The following is an 18,448-nucleotide window of genomic DNA, read 5'->3' as shown; positions in this document are numbered from 1 at the left end:
AGCCGATTTCACCATGCTGTCCCGCCACCACGATCCCATTGCTGCCATTGCCACTGCTCCAGGTCGGGGGGCCGTGGGCATCGTGCGGGTTTCGGGTAAGGGGCTGGAGCCACTGGTGCATTTGCTGTGTGGCCGCTCCCTCCAACCACGCGAGGCCACCTACCTGCCCTTTCGTGATGCCCAAGGCCAAGCCATTGACCAAGGTCTGGCCCTGTACTTTCCCGGCCCACACAGCTACACCGGCGAGGATGTGCTGGAGCTGCAAGCCCACGGCGGCCCGGTGGTGCTGCAACTGCTCTTGGCCCGCTGCTTGGAGGCGGCACAAACCCCCCACGCCAGCAGCGGTCAGCCCCTGTTGCCGGGGCTGCGGCTGGCCCAGCCGGGCGAGTTCACTGAGCGTGCCTTTTTGAACGACAAAATTGATCTGGCCCAGGCCGAAGCCATTGCTGACTTGATTGATGCCAGCACCGAGGCCGCCGCGCGCAGCGCCAGCCGCTCGCTCTCTGGGGCGTTTTCGCAGCAGATCCATTTGCTGCGCGATGCGCTGATTCACCTGCGCATGTTGGTAGAGGCCACGCTGGATTTTCCAGAGGAAGAAATCGACTTTTTGCGCCAGGCCGATGCCGAGGGGCAGCTGGCGCACCTGCGCCAGACACTGACGGGGGTGCTGCAACGCGCCCAGCAAGGCGTGCTGCTGCGCGAAGGCATCAAGGTGGTGATTGCTGGCCAGCCCAATGCAGGCAAGAGTTCACTGCTCAATGCGTTGGCCGGGGCCGAATTGGCTATCGTTACGCCGATTGCGGGCACCACCCGCGACAAGGTGCAGCAAACCATTCAGATTGAAGGTGTGCCGCTGCACATCATCGACACCGCTGGGCTGCGTGACAGCACCGACGAGGTGGAACGCATCGGCATTGAACGGGCTTGGAGCGAAATTGCCAATGCTGATGCGGTGCTGTTCTTACACGACCTGACCCGCACCCACCTGCCCGATTACCAAGCTGCCGATGCGGCCATTGCCCAAACCATGCGCGCCAGCTTACCAGCCCAAGTGCCCGTGCTTGATTTGTGGAACAAGAGCGATTGCCCCCCTCCCGGACAACCCTTGCCGGGCACTGGCATCTTGCTCTCGGCCCGCACGGGGGCCGGTCTGGACGCCCTGCGCCAGCAATTGCTAGCCCTGGCGGGCTGGCAAACGGCGGCCGAGGGCTTGTTTATTGCCCGCGCCCGCCATGTGCAGGCGCTGCACAGTGTGCAAGAGCATCTGGATACCGCCGCGCAGCAACTGCAAGGCCACAGCCCCGCGCTAGACCTGCTGGCGGAAGAGCTGCGGTTAGCGCAAAACGGCCTCAGCGCCATCACGGGCGAGTTCACCTCCGACGATTTGTTGGGGGTGATCTTTTCCAGCTTCTGTATTGGCAAATAAACAGCATCCAACGGCTGTTTAGCCGTGCGTGTGCGGGGGGGAGGCCACCTCTGCCTCTCCTAGTGCACCGTCCTCTTCAGCGGATGGTGCCCCTTCCTGATCGAGCCGCTGCATGTTGTCTAGCAGCTTGAGCAGGTAATGCAGGGTGTGTGCCATGTCCCCCACCGAAAAATCGGCCAGCGCCTGTGCGTAATAGCGCCGGATATTGGGCTGAGCCTCATGCAGCCAGACATGCCGCCCCGATGCCGTCATCGTAATGCGCCGTGAGCGCCGGTCTCGGCCATCGGGGGCATTGGCCAGATGGCCATCGCGCTCCATGCGGCTGAGCAGCCCCGAGAGGTTTTGTCGGCTCACCATCAGGTAACGGGCCAGATCTCCCACGCTCATACCGTCCTGCGCTTCGGGCCTCGACAGCGCGCCCAGCACCGCCCATTGCTGGGTAGTTAGCCCCTGCTCCTCTACGGCCCGGGTGCCAGTTTTGTGCAACATATTGGCACATTGATACAACCGGAAGAAGATGCGATTGGCTAAATCCATCTGAACTATTTCTCTTGTATCAGGGTTTCCCATGAAAAAATTTCCTATTTTTGTGGCTTGTGCAATGTGGGGTGTCGTTCTAATATATGTCAATGTATTGATATAAATGGCTGCGGAAAAACCCAGGGGCTGGCAGTCGATCAATCTCAAATCCATCTCAACCTTAACGGAGAAACAGATGCAAAGACTAGATGGCAAGACCGTGATCGTGACGGGCGGCGGCGGTGGCATTGGTGCTGCCACCTGCCGACGATTGGCCCGTGAGGGGGCCAAAGTGGCCGTGTTGGACATGAACCTCGACGCGGCCCACAAAGTGGTTGCCGACATCTGTGCCGATGGCGGCCAAGCCGTGGCCTTTGCCTGCGATATCACCGACCGCGCTCAGGTAGATGCTGCGGTGGCCGCCACCGAAGCGCAACTGGGCCCCGTGGCTGTGCTGGTCAACAACGCGGGCTGGGATGTGTTCAAGCCCTTCGTCAAAACCGTGCCTGAGGAGTGGAACAAGCTCATCGCCATCAACCTGACGGGTGCATTGCACATGCTGCACGCCGTGCTGCCCGGCATGGCCGAGCGCAAATATGGCCGCATCGTCAATGTGGCCTCGGATGCCGCCCGTGGCGGCTCTTCAGGCGAGGCGGTGTATTCCGCCTGCAAGGGGGGGCTGGTGGCCCTGTCCAAAACGCTGGCGCGTGAGCATGCCCGCCAAGGCATCACTGTCAATGTGGTGTGCCCCGGCCCCACCGACACCGCCTTGCTGGCCGGTGTGGCCGAGGGCGCCCGCGACCCAGCCAAGCTGATCGAGGCCTTTCGCAGTGCCATTCCGCTGGGCCGTTTGGGCCAAGGTGACGACTTGGCCAATGCCATTGCCTTCTTTGGCAGCGATGACGCAGCCTTTGTGACCGGCCAAGTGCTCAGCGTGTCGGGTGGCCTGACCATGCACGGCTAACCCCCCCGACCCTACCTTTCCCCTGACAGAGAAAAACACCATGCAATTTGAAGACATCCTGTACGAAATCCGCAACGGCGTGGCTTGGATCACCATCAACCGCCCAGACAAAATGAACGCCTTTCGGGGCACCACCTGCGATGAGATCATCAAGGCGATGAACAAGGCCGGTTACGACCGCAATGTCGGTGCCATCGTACTGGCGGGCGCGGGTGAGCGGGCCTTCTGTACCGGCGGCGACCAGTCGGCCCACGATGGCAACTACGATGGCCGGGGCACCATTGGCCTGCCGATGGAAGAATTGCACAACGCCATCCGCGACGTGCCCAAGCCCGTGATTGCCCGTGTGCAAGGCTTTGCCATCGGCGGCGGCAATGTGTTGGCTACCATTTGCGACCTGACCATCTGCTCTGAGAAGGCGATTTTTGGTCAAGTCGGCCCCAAGATGGGTTCGGTCGATCCGGGCTATGGCACCGCCTTTCTGGCCCGCGTGGTGGGTGAAAAGAAAGCCCGCGAAATCTGGTACCTGTGCAAGCGTTATTCTGGCCAAGAGGCCGTGGCGATGGGCTTGGCCAACGTTTGCGTACCACACGACCAGTTGGATGCCACCGTGCAGCAATGGGCTGAAGAAATCGCCGAGAAAAGCCCTACCGCGCTGGCCATTGCCAAGCGCAGCTTCAATGTGGATACCGCACACCAAAGTGGCATTGCGGGCTTGGGGATGTACGCGCTCAAGCTGTACTACGACACCGAAGAATCGCGCGAAGGCGTGAATGCGCTCAAAGAAAAGCGCAAGCCCGATTTCCGCAAGTACGCCAATTGACATCCTCGCCGCCATGAATGGCGGTGATTTCCTCTACAGGACGGCCATGCCCGACCGCATCGGCTTGTGCCGACTCATTCAGCAAAGCGCCTACCTTTCGGACTCCCACAAGGGGACGGCGAATTACCGGAGATTTCTGTGCTCAATCCCGACTGCCTGATGGCAAAAGAAGAATTCGGAACTGTTGTCGCAACAGGCGAAATGCTAGCTCAATCCAACATGAGGACGCCTACGGCGTCCGCGCTCTGCATCCTCGGCATGAATGCCGAGGCTTTTCGCGCAACTTGGTAAACCACTGGAGCCGTGACGATGAACCCGAATCCCTATATCGACGAGGACTTGCAGGCGCTCGCCACAACGGCCCGCCGTTTTGCCCAAGAGCGTGTGGCCCCCGGCTTTTTGGAGCGCGACCAGACCCGCGTGCTCGACCGTGCCCTGCTGCGCGAGATGGGCGAACTCGGCTTCATCGCTCCAGAGCTGCCTGAGCAGTTTGGTGGGTTGGGCATGGGCTGCTTGGCCGCTGGCGTCATCCATGAAGAAATCGCCCGTGCCGACCTGAGCTTTTCGTACCTGAACCTGCTGGCCTCGCTCAACGGGCAAATCCTATCTAAATATGGCAACCCAGAGGTTGTTGGCCCTTGGCTGCAAAAGCTGATTGCTGGGCAGGCCATTTGCGCCATTGCCCTGACCGAACCGCGCGGCGGCTCGGACGCGGCCCACCTGCGCTTGCGCATTGAGCGCGATGGTGACGAATACATCATCAATGGCGAAAAAACCTCCATCTCTGCCGCAGACCAGGCCGATATGGCTGTGGTGTTTGGTCGCACCGGCACGCCCGAATCGGGTGCGCACGGCGTGACGGCCCTGCTGGTGCCTATGAACACCCCTGGTATCACCACCAACCGCTTTGACTGCCACGGCCAGCGCGCCATTGGGCGCGGCTCGATCTTTTTTGAGAACGTGCGTGTACCCGCCAACCACCGTTTGGGCGATGAGAACAAAGGCTTTGTGCAAGTGATGCACGGTTTTGACTTCTCGCGCTCGCTCATTGGGCTGCAATGTCTGTCGGTGGCCCGTGTATCGCTAGAAGAAACCTGGGAATACATCACCCAGCGCGAAGCCTTCGGCCAGCCGCTGTCGGCCTTTCAGGGGGTGACGCACCCGCTGGCGCAGTACGACACCGAAGTCGAAGGCGCACGCCTGTTGTGCCTGCAAGGACTTTGGTTGAAAGACCGAGGGCTGGCACACACCGCTGAAGCGGGTATGGCGAAGTGGTGGGGGCCGAAACTCGCCTATGACGTCATCCACCAGTGCTTGCTGTGCTACGGCCACGGCGGCTACGACCGTGGGCTGATGGAGCAGCGCCTGCGCGATGTGCTGGGCTTCCAGATTGGCGATGGCACGGCACAAATCATGAAAACCATCATTGCCCGTGTGCGTGCCGGACGCAAGTTCGTGCCTGCCTGAGAGCCGCCACGGTGGCCCCTATCGGCACCTGCCAACGCAGTGGGTGCCGGTTTATCCCAACAATCACCAGGAGACAAGACATGGAATTTGACGCCGTATTGCTGCCGCCCCGCCGTGCAGCCATGGTGGCCCAAGGTTGGTGGCCCGAGCGCACCATCAATGATGCACTCGATGCCTGCGTGGCCGTCTGCCCCGACCAACTCGCCCTGACGGCGGTACAGGTAGAAACGGGAGAAGTGACCCGCTTTACCTACCGCGAACTGGCCCGGATGGCCGATCGCATTGCGGTCGGCCTTTCCCGTCTGGGGGTTGGAAAAAACGACATCGTGGCCTGCCAGTTGCCCAACTGGTGGCAGTTCACGCTCACCTACCTGGCCTGCTCGCGCATTGGGGCCGTTATCAACCCACTGATGCATATCTTCCGAGAGCGCGAACTCTCATTCATGCTCCAGCACAGCGAGGCCAAGGTGATGATTGCACCGCACACCTTCCGGGGCTTCGATTTTGAGCAGATGATCACGGCATTGCAACCCAACTTGCCACACCTGAGGCAACTGGTGGTGGTGGGTGGCAACGGTGCCAACAGCTTTGATGCCTTGCTCAGTGGCCCTGCGTGGGAGCAAGCCCCCGATGCTGCTGCCATTCTGGCCCTGCACCGCCCCGGCCCCGATGACATCACCCAGCTCATTTACACCTCGGGCACCACGGGCGAGCCCAAGGGCGTGATGCACTCGGCCAACACCACGATGGCCAACATCTTGCCCTATGCCCAGCGCATGCAGCTCGACAGTGAGAGTGTCGTGCTGATGGCCTCACCCATGGCGCACCAAACCGGCTTTATGTATGGCCTGATGATGCCCATCTTGCTCAAGGCCCGTGCTGTGTTGCAAGACATTTGGGAGCCGAAAAAAGCGATAGAACTCATCCGTACCGAAGGGGTCACCTTCACGATGGCTTCCACCCCATTCCTGACCGACCTGGCCCGCACCGTGACAGAAACCGGCCAGAGCGTGCCCACGCTGCGCACCTTCTTGTGTGCCGGTGCCCCCATTCCTGGCCCCTTGGTAGAGCAAGCCCGTGCGGCACTGGGTGCCAAAATTGTGTCGGCCTGGGGCATGACAGAAAACGGTGCCGTCACCACCACCTGTCTCGATGACGATGACGAACGCGCGTTCAACACCGATGGTTGCCCGCTGCCCGGCGTTGAGATCAAGGTAGTCGATGGCGATGGACACCCCCTGCCCGCAGGCCAACCGGGCAAATTGCTGTTGCGGGCCTGTTCCAACTTTGGTGGCTACCTGCACCGTCCACACCTCAATGGCACCGATGCCGAGGATTGGTTTGATACCGGCGACTTGGCCCGCATTGACGAGCGTGGCTATTTGCGCATCACTGGGCGCAGTAAAGACGTGATCATCCGGGGGGGAGAGAACATCCCGGTGGTGGAGATTGAGTCGCTCTTGTACCGCCACCCGGCGGTGGCACTGGCGGCCATCGTCGCCTATCCCGACGAGCGCCTGGGCGAGCGTGCCTGCGCTGTGGTGGTGCCCAAGCCCGGCCAGAGCCTCGATTTGCCCGGCATGGTGGAGTTTTTGAAGGCGCAGAAGGTGGCGTTGCAATACATCCCCGAGCGGCTGGTAGTGCGCGACGACCTGCCCTCCACCCCCTCAGGAAAGATCCAGAAGTTCCGCCTGCGTGAGCTGATGCGCCACAGCGCCCTCTGATGCTGCCCAAGGTGATTTTGAGACAACTACGACGGAGACCACACCAGATGACTTCCCCTTTCTCTCTTGCTCGCCGCACGGTGGCACAAGCGGCTTTGGCCCTCTGTGCCGTCACGGCCTTGGGCAGCGCGCAGGCGCAACAAAACGGCACGGCCTGGCCCAGTGCCAAGCCCATCCGCGTGGTGGTGGGTTTTGCTCCCGGCGGCAGCACCGATGTGATGGCCCGCATCGTCTCGCAGGCGATGGGTGAATCCCTCGGCCAGTCGGTCGTGATTGACAACAAGCCCGGCGCCAGCGGCAATATTGCCGCCTCGGAAGTGATTCGTGCAGCCCCCGATGGCTACACCTTTCTGATCGCCCCTACCTCGGTAGAAACCGCCAATCCCTCGCTGTTCAAGTCCAACATCTTGCCTGCGCGTGATCTGGCCCCAGTGGGCGGCGTGGGCAAAACGCAAATGTATTTGGTCAGCAAGCCACAACTGGACGTGAAGGATGCGCGTGAATTGGTGGCACTGGCCAAGGCGCAACCGGGCAAGCTCTCATTTGCTTCGGCAGGCCCAGGCACGCCGCCCCATTTGGCCTGTGAACTGTTCAAGCTGGCTACTGGCACTCAGATGGCCCATATCCCCTACCGGGGGGCTGCCCCAGCCTTGCAGGATGTGATGGCGGGCCAAGCCGATTTTGTCTGCGATCCGGGGATTGCCTTTCCGCACATCCGTACGGGCAAGGTCAAGCTGCTAGGGGTGGTGAGCGCCAAGCGTTCGCCATTCTTCCCAGAAGTGCCCACCGTGGGTGAGCAGGGCTTCAAGGAGGCTGACTTGGACATTTGGTTTGGTTTGTGGGCACCCAAAGGCACGCCGCCTGAAGTGATTGCCCGCATGAACAAAGAGCTTGCCAAAGCCTTGGCCTTGCCGGGCACCAAGACGCGCTATGCCGACCTGGGGGCCGAGCCAGTGCCGCTGGACACGGTGGAATTCAAGAGCCTGCTGAGTAAGGAAGGAGCCTTGCTGGCGAAGCTCATCAAGGAGCAAAAAATCATCGTGGATTGATGGACGATGGTTGGATGCAGGGGAGAAGAAAAAACCGGGCCTGACGGCCCGGTTTTTTTCTGTCTGGGCGGCGATGGCCTCAGTGCTGCAAAAAGTCCAGCACCATACGGTTGAACTTGTCGGCATGTTCCCACTGCGCCCAATGGCCGCAGCGGTTGAAGATGTGCAGCTCGGCGTTGGGCAAGCCCCACACCAAACGCAGACCCACATCCAGCGGCACGAAGCGGTCGTCGCGGCCCCAAATCACCAGCGTCTCGGCCTTCACTTCGCCCAAGCGGTGTCCATAGTCTGGGAACTGCTTAGGATTGGCTTCTAGGCTCTTGACAAAGTTTTCTAGGTGATCGCGGCGGTTGAGCATGTTTGCCAAGCGTGCTTGGTACAGCTCTTCGGTCAGGCTGCTGGCGTCAAACACAAACACATTCATCATGCGTTTCAGGTTGTCGATGCTCGGGTCGCGGTAGAGCGCCCCAATCAGTTTGATGCCCTCGGTGGGCATGGGCACAAACTGGCTGGGCCCGCCCGTGCCGCCGCCCATCAAGACCAGCTTGCCCACGCGCTCGGGGTTGGCCAAGGCAAAAGCCACGGTGCTGTGTGCGCCCATCGAGTTGCCGATGATGTGCGCTTTGTCTATACCCAGCGCATCCAGCGTGCCCTTGAGCGCACGGGCATTGAGGTCGGAGCGCGAGCCAGTGTTGATGATGGGGTCGCTTTTGCTCCAGCCGGGGCAGTCCAGCAGAATCACGCGGTAACCAGCGTTCACCAACGGCTCAATGTTGCGGTGGAAGTTGGCCCAGCCGCTGGCACCGGGGCCAGAGCCATGCAGCATTACCACGGTCTCGGCTCCAGAGCCGATGTCGTTGTAGTGCAGTTGCAGGTTCAGGTCGCCGTCTTGGATACGGACAAATCGGCTGGTAGCAGCTTCGCTCAGGGCGGGGGTGGTGTCTGACACAGTAGCTTCCTTGGAGATAGCGGTTTAATCCACGCTGGCGCCGCTGGCCTTGATCAATGGTGCCCAACGGTTGACTTCAGACTGCATGAAGCTGCCAAACTGGGCCGGAGTCGATGGGAAGGGCTGCATGCCTTGGTCGGCAAAACGTTTCAGAATGGCGGGGTCTTTCATGGCCGTCACAAAGGCCGTGTTGAGTTTATCGACCACTGGGGCAGGTGTGCCTGCCTTGGCTACCGCACCAAACCAAACACCCGCATCCACGCCCTTGATGCCCAATTCGGCCAATGTGGGCACTTCGGGCAATTGTGGCGAGCGTTTGGTGGCAGCAATGGCCAGCGGCTTGAGTTTCTTGCCCGCAATCAGTGGGGCGGTGGTGATCACAGGGTCAAACATCATGTCGACTTGACCAGCCATCACGTCTTGCAGGGCTGGCGCCGAGCCTTTATAGGCCACATGGTTGTAGCTGCCGCCAGTTTGGCCACGGAACAACTCCCCCAGCAGGTGGCCGATGGAGCCGATGCCTTGCGAGGCAAAATTCAGGCCACCCTTGGTGCTTTTGGACTGTTGCACCAAGTCGTTCACATTGTTGATTGGGCTGGTGCTGGGCACCACCAACACCAGTGGCGAGGCAATCAGTGAGGTGATGGGGGTGAAATCTTTGAGGGGGTCGTAAGAGAACTTGCGAAACAGGTTCTGGTTGATGGCAAACATTTCGGTGGCAGCCACAAACACAGTGTGGCCATCGGCCGCCGCTTGCTTGACTTGCATGGCTGCAATCTGACCACCGCCACCGGGTTTGTTGTCCACAATCACCGATTGGCCCAAGGTTTCACCCATTTTTTGGGCCAGGGCACGGGCAATCTGGTCGGTGATGCCACCAGCAGGAAAGGGCACGACCATGGTCACGGAGCGACTGGGAAAGGCTGGCGTCTGGGCATGGGCCACACCGGCAAGGGCGGTGGCAGACAGGGCGGCAATGACAGTGCGGCGAAGCAGCATGGTGGAGGTTTCCTAAAGGATAAAAAAGAGACCCGGCACCCTGGGGCAGCCGGATCGGTGGAGAAACAGCAAAGAGGTTTAGTGGCCGAAATGCGCCCGCACGGTGCCCACACCGCTGATGTGCGCCTCAAAACGGTCGCCCAGTTGCACCGGAGCCATTGGCCCTAAGGCACCGGTCAGCACCAAGTCACCCGCACGCAGCGGCTGGCCCAAAGAGGCCAGACGACGGGCCAACCAGACGGCCGCGTTGAGTGGATGGCCCAAGCAAGCGGCACCGTTGCCGCTAGAGACCTGCTCACCGCCACGGGTCATGGTCATTTCAACCATTTTCAGATCGAGACCATTGAGCTTGGTGGGCACGCCGCCCAGCACCACCAGACCGCTGGAGGCGTTGTCGGCCACGGTGTCGATGAACTGAATGTTCCAGTTGGCAATACGGCTGCCTACGATCTCGATGGCGGGCAACACATAGGCGGTGGCGTTGATGACGTCAATCAGCGTGGCATCGTCCAAGTCCAGATCGCGCTCCAACACCAGTGCCACCTCGGCCTCGACCTTGGGTTGCAGGGTGCGGCTGGTGGGGATCTCTTCGTCGTCGCCATACACCATGTCCGACAGCAGGGTGCCAAAGTCGGGCTGGTCTACGCCCAGCTGCTTTTGCACGGCTTTGGAGGTCAGGCCAATTTTGCGGCCCACAATGCGCCGACCCTGTTCCACCGCATGGCGCACATTGGCCAGTTGCACAGCATAGGCAGTTTCACCATTGGGGATTTCGTCGCGCAGTGGCGCTATGGGGGTGCCGGTGGCCTCGGCGTGGCGCAGGCGTTCGGCCCAAGCGTTGATTTGCAATTGTTCGGGAGTGCTCATGGGGTTCCTTGGGTTGAAAGAGCGCCATCATGCACGTTGCACGAATAGCAGGCCACCACCCATGACCGGCCAAGTGGCAGGAGATGGCAAGGCATGGCACGGGGTATTTAACCCATTGTCTTGAGGCCCGGGCAGGCTGTAAACTGAGTGCATCTGGTGCACCTCTGGTTGGGGGTAAACCCTCACCTGCTCTCGGAAACATTGCCCTTGCCGTCTCTGTCCATCCCCGCCGTGCATCCCGTGGCCCCCCCTGCGGTGCCCTACAAAGATGTGCGCAGCTTGGCGCGGGGGCTGGAGGTGCTCAAGGCACTCAACCGTGCCCCCGGTGGCCGCGCCACCACCACCGAACTGGCGCGGGCCTGCGGTATGCACCGCACCACCGTGAAGCGCCTGCTAGAGACGCTGCGCCGCGAGGGGTTTGTGCGCCACGGCGAGCGTGAGGGCCAGTATTACCTGACCTTTGAAGTGCGCCGCCTGAGTGAAGGCTTTGAAGACGACCCCTGGATTGACCATGTGGCTGCCCCATTGATGCGGGCCTCGGTGCGTGAGCTGCTTTGGCCCTGCGATTTGGGCACGGTAGAGTCGGGTTTTATGGTGGTGCGCGAAAGCACGCACCGCTGGAGCATGCTGTCGCAGCACCGGGCCATGATTGGCGAAAAGATGCCGCTGCTGGTCACGGCGTTGGGGCGGGCTTATCTGGCCGCCTGCCCCGAGGCCGAACGACAGAGCCTGTTGGCACTGCTGGCACAGCGCCAAGACTGGATTGGTGAGCGCGCCCGCGACCTTCCATCTATCGAGCAAATGGTGCAAGAAACCCGCCAGCGGGGCTATGCTTACAACGCTGGCGAGTGGATACGTGAGGCCGACTTCGCCGCGGTGGCGGTGCCGGTACATTGTGAACAACGCCTGCTGGCAGTGCTCAATCTGGTGTTTCCCAAAGCCGCTGTGCCTGCGCACGACCTGCAAGAGCGTTATGTCCCAGCTTTGCTGCGGCTGGCCCAAGAGATTGGCAAGGGCAGCCGCTTTTGGTTAGAAGGTTAGTTCCCAAAGGGGCGTTGGCGTCAAAAGGGGCGTTTGAACGATGTTACTCACCCACCGCCCTGTGAACGGGCAAGATATTCCAACGATTTGTTGTTTTCCACAAACGGCACAAGAGTTGTTTTTTTGCTTCCCAAAGGCATCGTTTCCATTGACCCCCGCGCAGTTGCTGGCGGCGATGGCGCAACGGTCGGATGCCACTGTGGTTGAGTACGCAGGGCGAGTGGTTGCATTTGCCAACTTTTACCGTTGGGAGCGCAAGGGCCGCTGTGCCATTGGCAATGTGATGGTCTGCCCCTCGGTGCGGGGCCGTGGTGTGGGGCGGTATTTGATGGCACAGATGTGCAGTTTGGCTTTTGCCAAGCACCAAGCTACAGAAGTCACGGTGTCGTGTTTTCACCAGAACATGGCCGGGCTGTTGATGTACCCCCAACTGGGGTTTGTGCCCTATGCGATAGAAGAGCGGCAAGACCCGCAACACAACCGGGTGGCCTTGGTTCATTTTCGGTTGCTGCGCCACATGGCCTCTATACCAACCAGTGGGGCTTTGCACATTCGGCATTACGCGGCGGCTGATTTAGCCGCCGTGGTGGCGGTGTTTCAGCGGTCGGTATGGGAGGTGGCCTGCCGCGATTACTCGCCAGCCCAACTGGCGGTTTGGGCTCCAGAGCCTCCACAGAGTGCTGCATGGGCTGCCCGTCTGTCGGGCAGCGGTGGGGTTTTTGTGGCTGAGCGGTTGGATGCCATCCTCGGCTTTACCCGCATCACCGATGCGGGCCATATCGATCTGCTGTTTGTCCATCCAGAGTGCCAGGGGCAGGGCGTGGCCCGGTTGCTCTGTGAGCACGCCATCGCATGGGCAGTGGGGCGTGGTGCCTCTACCCTGACTGCCGATGTCAGTACCACAGCACGGCCTTTTTTTGAGCGCATGGGCTTTGGCGTGGTGCGCTCGCAAACTGTGGAGCGCCAAGGGGTGCAATTGCAGAATTTTTGTATGGTGCGTCCCAGTGCCAGCGCAGAACATGCCAGTGCCCACGGTGCCAACACGCCCTGAAGTTGCCCCAAGGGCAGGCTACATTGCTGCCCATGTCTGAACCACCTTTGCCCCAAGCCTCGCCGCCTCCTGTCCTGCAGTCCGCAGAGCCTCCTGCGCCTGCGCCTGCGTCTGGGCATGGATGGCCGGTGCGGGCCGTGTTGCTGTGGCTGGAGGCGGATGGCTTGCGCATGAGTGCAGCCATGTCGTTTTATGGCATGTTGAGTTTGGCACCCTTGCTGGTGGTGGTGGTAGCCACTTTGGGCTGGTGGTTGGACAGGGCGTTGGTAGAGCACAACCTGCTGGCACAGATCCGTGCCTTCACGGGCGAGCGCACTGCCGAGGTGGTGCAACAGGCGCTGGCCAGCGCCCAAGCACCATCCGAGGGTTTGCTGGCCTCGGGGGTGGCCTTGCTGTTGCTGCTTTGGGGGGCTACCGGGGTGTTTGCCGAGTTGCAAGCGGCCTTTGGTCGGGTGTGGCAGACGGTGGCTACCACACCCTCGCGCTTGGGCTGGCGTGAAACGGCCACCTTGCGCCTGCGGGGGCTGGCCTATCTGCTGGTGATGGGCTTTTTGTTGCTGTTGTCCTTGGTGTTGTCGGCGGCATTGGCGGTGGCTACGGCATGGCTGGGGACGCATTTTCCGTACCGTCTGTTGCTGCTGGCCTTGAGCGAGGGGGTGTCGTTTTTGTTTGCCACAGCCTTGTTTTTGGGGCTGATGCGTCTGAGCGCCAGCCCCAAGCCCCGCCTGCGTTTTCTGACCTGGGGGGCGTTGTTGGGTGCAGGGTTGTTCACCGTGGGGCGCCACGGCTTGTCTAGCTATCTGTCTGGGGCGGCTGTGGTATCGGCCTATGGTGCTGCCGGTTCGCTGGTGGCTCTGCTGGTGTGGATTTACTTTTCTTCGGCAGTGCTGCTGTTGGCGGCTGCCTGCGCCAGGGCGCTGGAAGAGCAAGCCTTGGCCGCTCAGCCTGGCAGCAGGTAGCCTTGCTCGCGAAAGAGCCGCACGCACACATCCACCACCGCAGGCTCGTACAACACGCCCCGGTGCGCTTCAATCTCCTGCAAGGCCGCCTCTGGCCCCAGACTGGCGCGGTACGGGCGGTGCGACATCATGGCCTCGACCACATCGGCCACTGCCAGCACTTTGGCCTCGGGCAAGATGTCGGGGCCGTGCAGGCCTTGTGGGTAGCCCGAGCCGTCTAGCCGTTCGTGGTGTTGGTACACCGTTTGTGCAATCGGCCACGGAAAGACGATGGATTGCAAAATGTCGTAACCGGTTTTGGAGTGCTCTTGCACCAGCCGGAACTCCAATTCCTTGAGCCTGCCGGGTTTGCACAGGATTTCAGTAGGAACCCGGATCTTGCCAAAGTCGTGCACCACACTGGCTAAATACAGCCCCTCAATTTGCTCTTGCGGCCATTCCAAACCCCGTGCAATGGCGCCAGCTAAATCAGCCACCCGGCGCTGGTGGCCGGCCGTGTAAGGGTCGCGCAGTTCCACCGTAGCCCCGAGGGTGGTAATGAAGTCCACCAGCGTTTTGCGCTGATATTCTTGGCTCTCTTGCAGTTTGCGGGTGCGCTCCTGCACCGCTTCTTCCAAGTGGTTGCGCAGCCGGTCTACTTCCAGATGCACCCGCACCCGCGCCAGCAGCTCTTCGCGCTGGAAGGGTTTGGTCACAAAGTCCACTGCACCCAGTTCAAAGCCGTGTAGCTTTTCGTCGGTGTCGGTCAGGGCACTGACAAAAATCACCGGCACCTGTGTCGTACTGGGGTGGGCCTTGAGGCAGCGGCAGACCTCAAAGCCATCCATCTCGGGCATGCGAATGTCTAGCAGTACCAGTTCGGGTGGGCTGAGGGTGGCAGAGCGCAGCGCCAACTCGCCGTTGATGGCCGAGCGCACATCGTAGCCCTCGTTGCGCAGCAGATCGGACAGCAGCTTCAAGGAGGCCGGGGTGTCATCGACGGCCAGAATTTTTCCTTTATGGGACATGAGAGCGGGCTTCTAGGGTGTTGAGGATGGCCGGGTAATCAAAGTTGCCCACCAGACGGCGCAGCACCTTGCCCAGCGTTGCATCCTGTGCAGTCACGGCTTGCAGTGCAGCATCGATGCGTTCATTCTCCAAGCTCTCGAGTGCCTGCTGCAACTGTTGGCACACCGCATCGGGCACGTTGGCAAACATTTCGGCACTCAGGGCCATAGCGGGGCTGTCATCTGCCTCTGGCAAGCCCTCGTAGATATAGCGCACCCCCAAGTGTTTGGCCATGCAGTCAAAAATCTCGCTGGAGCGGTATGGCTTGCGCACAAAGTCGTCCATGCCCACTGCCAGCAGTTCGGCCTTTTGCTCTTGCAAGGCCGATGCGGTGACGGCGACGATCTTCACCTCTTTGCCTCCCGGCAATTGGCGAATGCGCCGTGTGGCCTCTACGCCATCCATCACTGGCATGCGGTGATCCATCCAAATGAAGTCGGGGTGCCACTCCTGAAACATCTGCACGCCCTTGGCACCGTTTTCGGAAATGCGCCATTCAAAGCCCATAGATCCCAGCAGTTGCGACAACAGCACTTGGTTGTCGCGTTGGTCTTCTACGATCAGAATGCGCCAGTGCTGCTGGCCGGGTGCCAGCCCCAGCACATCACCATGCTGTATGGCATCGGGATGGCGCATGTCGGCCTCAGCGGCGGGTTGCAAAGGCAGCTCTATGCGAAATACCGAGCCTATGCCGGGTGTGCTGTGCAGGGTGATTTGGCCTTGCATCAGTTGCACAAACTGGCGCGTGATGGTCAGGCCCAGCCCCGTGCCCTTGTTGATGCCCTGCTCGCCAATTTGGGTGAAGGGCTGGAAGATGCGCTCTTGGTCTTCGGGGGCAATACCGGGGCCGGAGTCTTCTACCTCGATCACCAGGTGCGATTGCTGGTTTTGTCTGGTGCCCAAGCGTATCGATACCCCCCCTTGGTCGGTGAACTTGACGGCGTTGCCCAGCAGGTTGATGAGCACTTGGCGCAGGCGTGCCTCATCGCCAACAATGTAGCGCGGAAACTCCGAGTCTTGATCAATCAGGAGTTGCAACCCCTTCTCTTGCGCCCGTATTTGCATCATGTCGGTGACATCGCGCACCAGCGCGCCCAAATCAAAGGGCAACTGCTGCAACTGCACCCGTCCCGCCTCAATTTTGGCCATGTCCAGCACATCGTTGATGAGTGTGAGCAGGTGCTCGCCGCTGCGGTTGATGATGTCGAGGTTTTGGCGTTGGCGCTCGGGCAGCAGCGGGTCTTTGCGCATCATGTTGGAAAAACCCAGCACGGCATTGAGCGGTGTGCGCAGTTCGTGGCTCATGTTGGCCAGAAAGGCGCTCTTGGCTTGGTTGGCGGCTTCGGCGGCATTGCGCGCCAGCACCAAATCGGCGGTGCGCTGCTGCACTTCGGCTTCTAGGCGATCTTTGTAGCGGCGCATTTCTTCGTCTAGGCGCTGGCGCTCTGTCACGTCGCGGGCAGCGGCCAGCACCCCCAACACCTCGCCCGAGGCGCTGCGAAAAATTCCTGCGTTGTAGAGCACGTTGGTGATGTGGCCGTCTACATGCCGTATGGACAAGGCCCGGTCTGTCACTTGCTCACTGGCCAGTGCCTGCACAAACAGTTCATGGGCCTGCTCTGGGGCCGTGCAGTGGTCGGCAAAGTCGGTGCCAATCAGTGCCTGACGGCTGCGGCCCGTGACGGTTTCGGTGGCCCGGTTGAGGTCGCTGATCTTGCCATCGCGCCCCACCACGAGCAGCGGGTCGAGGTGGGCTTCGATCAGGCTGCGGCTGTAGCGTGATGCGGTGCGCAAGGCCTGTTGGTTCTGTTCTAGGGCGTCTAGCATGCGGTTAAAGCTGGCGGCCAGCAGGGCCACCTCGTCGGTAGTGCCGGCCATGTCGGCTCGCACGCTGGTGTCGCCAGCCCGCACACTGTCGGCCACCCGCACCAGTGCGGCAATGCGCCGGGACAAGCGGTTGGCAATCAAGACGGAAGCCAACAAGGCCAAGGCGGTAGCCAGCCCAATAAAGGTGGCGCTGCGCATTCCCACGGTGTGCAAATCGGCCTGAATGCTCTTGCGCCCCAGTGCCACCCGTGCCCAACCGACATGGCGCTCGCCCAAAGGAATCGGTACGGCCACATCGATGGTTTCTGGATCGTCCACCAAAATCTGGTGCAGTCCGGTGGGGGGGCGCAGCAGCACCTCGCTGGTGGCATCATGGACAAACAGCCCGATCTTGGTGGGGTCGGTATGGGCCAGCACCCGTCCAGTGGGCGAGAGCACCATGGCATAGTGCAGGTGTGGATAGTTGGCAAACGAGACAATCACCTCTTCCAGCCCCACCAGGTCATTGGCCAGCACCCAAGAGCGTGAGCTGACCGCCAGCGAGTGCGCCAACCCACGGGCGGCATTGTGGTTTTCTTCGTACAGGTTCTGGCTTTGTGTTCGCACCAGATAGGCCACCAGCGCGCTAAACAGGCACAGAAAGCCCAGCACAAACACCAGCACAATTTGCCGCTTGAAGGCACCACCGGCCAGCAGCCGCCATCCGGTGGTACTCATGATTGCTCCTTGGGCAAGGGGCGTACCTTTTGGACAAAGAGGCGCAAAAACTCTTCAATCACTTGGTAACGCTGGTTGTCGGCCCGTTCAAAGTGCGACAGTTCTAGGCGTTTGAGCAGGGCTTCGCCTTCGGGGGTGGTGTGCAAGGTTTCCAGCAGCACCGTGACTTTTTCTGCCAGCTCGGGGGGGATGTCGTCGCGCACCACCACCCCGTTGTTGATCAGCGGTTCTGTCTCCCATTTGACTTCCAGTGCCGCGGCTTTGTCGGGCTGCTCTTTCTGAAACTCACGCCAAGGCAAGGGCCAAGTCGCCCCGGCGGCGGTTTGCCCGTAATAGACGTTGAGGATGGAGGACTCTTGCGAACCGACATAGAGGTTGTCCAATTCGCGTTGCACGTCCAGGCCGTGGGTTTGCAGATAGTACTGCGGCATCATGGTGGCCGCCAAAGCGGTGGGGGCTGGATAGGCGATCTTCTTGCCCCGCAGGTCTGTCACTTGGTGGATGCCGCTGTCGCGGCGCACCAGAATCAGCCCGGTAAACAATTGGTCGTCCCCCATTTTGGCAATGACTCGGTAGCCATGCTGCAAGGCGTTGAGGGTTTGGTAGGGGTTGGGCAGGGCAAAGTCGAGCTGGCGGTTGTAGAGCTTTTTCTCAAACTCTTCGTAATTGCGCGATGCCTCCAGCCGCAGTGGTGTATCGGGCAAATGCAGGTTGAGGTGGTCAATCAGAGGCCCATACACCGCAAACAGCCGTGCGGGGTTGTGCAGTGGGTGGATGGCAAACACATACTGCCGCACGGTATGGGGTGCCTGGGTGCTGTATTGGGGGCTGGTGTGTGCTGTGTCGGGCTTGGGCCCGCAGGCGACCAGTGCCATGCACCAAGCTGCTGCCCACCCTTTTGTCACCATGCTGGCCTCCCGTTCTAAGTGCCTACCGTCTGATGGCCCATGATAAGCCTGTCTACTGCACGCATGGGCCCGCATCTGATACGCCCCAGATAGCCGCATCTGCTGCTGTTA

General features: G+C 60.8%; 16 protein-coding genes. 9 read left to right on the top strand and 7 right to left on the bottom strand.

The window, feature by feature from the left end; all coding sequences use genetic code 11:
- Positions 1-13 precede the first annotated feature (13 nt).
- On the top strand, positions 14-1,426 hold the full coding sequence (gene mnmE, locus ACFO6X_RS08545; RefSeq protein ID WP_382432023.1) for a tRNA uridine-5-carboxymethylaminomethyl(34) synthesis GTPase MnmE: 1,413 nt from the start codon (positions 14-16) through the stop codon (positions 1,424-1,426).
- A gap of 18 nt (positions 1,427-1,444) precedes the next feature.
- Here the strand turns inward: mnmE and ACFO6X_RS08540 are convergent, their stop codons facing one another.
- On the bottom strand, positions 1,445-1,996 hold the full coding sequence (locus tag ACFO6X_RS08540) for a MarR family winged helix-turn-helix transcriptional regulator (protein ID WP_382432021.1): 552 nt from the start codon (positions 1,994-1,996) through the stop codon (positions 1,445-1,447).
- A gap of 145 nt (positions 1,997-2,141) precedes the next feature.
- Between ACFO6X_RS08540 and badH the strand changes: the two genes are divergently transcribed.
- The 5 genes from badH (at position 2,142) to ACFO6X_RS08515 (ending at position 7,972) form a co-directional block, all read left to right on the top strand.
- Entirely contained in the window at positions 2,142-2,909 is a 768-nt protein-coding gene (gene badH / locus ACFO6X_RS08535) for a 2-hydroxycyclohexanecarboxyl-CoA dehydrogenase (RefSeq protein WP_382432019.1), read from the top strand.
- A gap of 40 nt (positions 2,910-2,949) precedes the next feature.
- Entirely contained in the window at positions 2,950-3,732 is a 783-nt protein-coding gene (gene badI, locus ACFO6X_RS08530; protein ID WP_382432017.1) for a 2-ketocyclohexanecarboxyl-CoA hydrolase, read from the top strand.
- 309 nt (positions 3,733-4,041) lie between these two features.
- Positions 4,042-5,199: a cyclohexanecarboxyl-CoA dehydrogenase gene (aliB, locus tag ACFO6X_RS08525; RefSeq protein ID WP_382432015.1), complete on the top strand. Its 1,158-nt coding sequence runs from the start codon at positions 4,042-4,044 to the stop codon at positions 5,197-5,199.
- 80 nt (positions 5,200-5,279) lie between these two features.
- Entirely contained in the window at positions 5,280-6,923 is a 1,644-nt protein-coding gene (gene aliA, locus ACFO6X_RS08520) for a cyclohexanecarboxylate-CoA ligase (protein ID WP_382432013.1), read from the top strand.
- Between the two features lie 47 nt (positions 6,924-6,970).
- Positions 6,971-7,972 (top strand): Bug family tripartite tricarboxylate transporter substrate binding protein, encoded by a 1,002-nt coding sequence (locus tag ACFO6X_RS08515; RefSeq protein ID WP_382432011.1) that lies wholly within the window; start codon positions 6,971-6,973, stop codon positions 7,970-7,972.
- Between the two features lie 79 nt (positions 7,973-8,051).
- Here the strand turns inward: ACFO6X_RS08515 and ACFO6X_RS08510 are convergent, their stop codons facing one another.
- The 3 genes from ACFO6X_RS08510 to mhpD all read right to left on the bottom strand — a co-directional run bounded on the left by ACFO6X_RS08510 (position 8,052) and on the right by mhpD (position 10,787).
- Entirely contained in the window at positions 8,052-8,921 is an 870-nt protein-coding gene (locus tag ACFO6X_RS08510) for an alpha/beta fold hydrolase (RefSeq protein WP_382432009.1), read from the bottom strand.
- 24 nt (positions 8,922-8,945) lie between these two features.
- Positions 8,946-9,920, bottom strand: coding sequence for a Bug family tripartite tricarboxylate transporter substrate binding protein (locus ACFO6X_RS08505; RefSeq protein WP_382432007.1), 975 nt, complete (start codon positions 9,918-9,920; stop codon positions 8,946-8,948).
- 78 nt (positions 9,921-9,998) lie between these two features.
- Positions 9,999-10,787: a 2-keto-4-pentenoate hydratase gene (gene mhpD, locus ACFO6X_RS08500; RefSeq protein ID WP_382432005.1), complete on the bottom strand. Its 789-nt coding sequence runs from the start codon at positions 10,785-10,787 to the stop codon at positions 9,999-10,001.
- A gap of 207 nt (positions 10,788-10,994) precedes the next feature.
- Between mhpD and ACFO6X_RS08495 the strand changes: the two genes are divergently transcribed.
- From ACFO6X_RS08495 to ACFO6X_RS08485, 3 genes are read left to right on the top strand one after another with little or no spacing between them, the layout of a single operon-like run.
- A complete protein-coding gene (locus tag ACFO6X_RS08495) occupies positions 10,995-11,828 on the top strand; it encodes a DNA-binding transcriptional regulator (protein WP_382432003.1) in 834 nt (277 codons plus the stop codon).
- Positions 11,829-11,868: 40 nt separating this feature from the next.
- Positions 11,869-12,879, top strand: coding sequence for a GNAT family N-acetyltransferase (locus ACFO6X_RS08490; protein ID WP_382432001.1), 1,011 nt, complete (start codon positions 11,869-11,871; stop codon positions 12,877-12,879).
- 32 nt (positions 12,880-12,911) lie between these two features.
- Entirely contained in the window at positions 12,912-13,838 is a 927-nt protein-coding gene (locus ACFO6X_RS08485; protein WP_382431999.1) for a YihY/virulence factor BrkB family protein, read from the top strand.
- Here the strand turns inward: ACFO6X_RS08485 and ACFO6X_RS08480 are convergent.
- From ACFO6X_RS08480 to ACFO6X_RS08470, 3 genes are read right to left on the bottom strand one after another with little or no spacing between them, the layout of a single operon-like run.
- On the bottom strand, positions 13,820-14,845 hold the full coding sequence (locus ACFO6X_RS08480) for a response regulator (protein ID WP_382431997.1): 1,026 nt from the start codon (positions 14,843-14,845) through the stop codon (positions 13,820-13,822). The two genes, ACFO6X_RS08485 and ACFO6X_RS08480, sit on opposite strands and share 19 nt — an antisense overlap.
- Positions 14,835-17,429, bottom strand: a complete 2,595-nt coding sequence (locus tag ACFO6X_RS08475; RefSeq protein ID WP_382431995.1) for an ATP-binding protein — start codon at positions 17,427-17,429, stop codon at positions 14,835-14,837. Before ACFO6X_RS08475 ends, ACFO6X_RS08480 begins: the two co-directional genes overlap by 11 nt.
- Positions 17,426-18,337 carry a phosphate/phosphite/phosphonate ABC transporter substrate-binding protein gene (locus tag ACFO6X_RS08470; RefSeq protein ID WP_382431993.1) on the bottom strand — a complete coding sequence of 304 codons (912 nt, stop codon included), beginning with the start codon at positions 18,335-18,337 and terminating at the stop codon, positions 17,426-17,428. Before ACFO6X_RS08470 ends, ACFO6X_RS08475 begins: the two co-directional genes overlap by 4 nt.
- Between the last annotated feature and the right edge of the window lie 111 nt (positions 18,338-18,448).

The organism is Giesbergeria sinuosa, from assembly GCF_042652905.1.
Lineage (GTDB): Bacteria > Pseudomonadota > Gammaproteobacteria > Burkholderiales > Burkholderiaceae_C > Simplicispira > Simplicispira sinuosa.
The sequence above is the reverse complement of the archived record's forward strand: the minus strand, read 5'-3'. Positions and strand labels throughout refer to the sequence as shown.

Excerpts from the sequence above, each read along its gene's own strand:
- ACFO6X_RS08505 (WP_382432007.1), bottom strand. The coding sequence starts at position 9,920 with ATGCTGCTTCGCCGCACTGTCATTGCCGCCCTGTCTGCCACCGCCCTT.
- ACFO6X_RS08540 (WP_382432021.1), bottom strand. The coding sequence starts at position 1,996 with ATGGGAAACCCTGATACAAGAGAAATAGTTCAGATGGATTTAGCCAAT.
- mnmE (WP_382432023.1), top strand. The coding sequence starts at position 14 with ATGCTGTCCCGCCACCACGATCCCATTGCTGCCATTGCCACTGCTCCA.
- ACFO6X_RS08515 (WP_382432011.1), top strand. The coding sequence starts at position 6,971 with ATGACTTCCCCTTTCTCTCTTGCTCGCCGCACGGTGGCACAAGCGGCT.
- mhpD (WP_382432005.1), bottom strand. The coding sequence starts at position 10,787 with ATGAGCACTCCCGAACAATTGCAAATCAACGCTTGGGCCGAACGCCTG.
- aliA (WP_382432013.1), top strand. The coding sequence starts at position 5,280 with ATGGAATTTGACGCCGTATTGCTGCCGCCCCGCCGTGCAGCCATGGTG.
- ACFO6X_RS08470 (WP_382431993.1), bottom strand. The coding sequence starts at position 18,337 with ATGGTGACAAAAGGGTGGGCAGCAGCTTGGTGCATGGCACTGGTCGCC.
- ACFO6X_RS08480 (WP_382431997.1), bottom strand. The coding sequence starts at position 14,845 with ATGTCCCATAAAGGAAAAATTCTGGCCGTCGATGACACCCCGGCCTCC.
- badI (WP_382432017.1), top strand. The coding sequence starts at position 2,950 with ATGCAATTTGAAGACATCCTGTACGAAATCCGCAACGGCGTGGCTTGG.
- badH (WP_382432019.1), top strand. The coding sequence starts at position 2,142 with ATGCAAAGACTAGATGGCAAGACCGTGATCGTGACGGGCGGCGGCGGT.
- ACFO6X_RS08485 (WP_382431999.1), top strand. The coding sequence starts at position 12,912 with ATGTCTGAACCACCTTTGCCCCAAGCCTCGCCGCCTCCTGTCCTGCAG.
- ACFO6X_RS08475 (WP_382431995.1), bottom strand. The coding sequence starts at position 17,429 with ATGAGTACCACCGGATGGCGGCTGCTGGCCGGTGGTGCCTTCAAGCGG.
- ACFO6X_RS08490 (WP_382432001.1), top strand. The coding sequence starts at position 11,869 with ATGTTACTCACCCACCGCCCTGTGAACGGGCAAGATATTCCAACGATT.
- aliB (WP_382432015.1), top strand. The coding sequence starts at position 4,042 with ATGAACCCGAATCCCTATATCGACGAGGACTTGCAGGCGCTCGCCACA.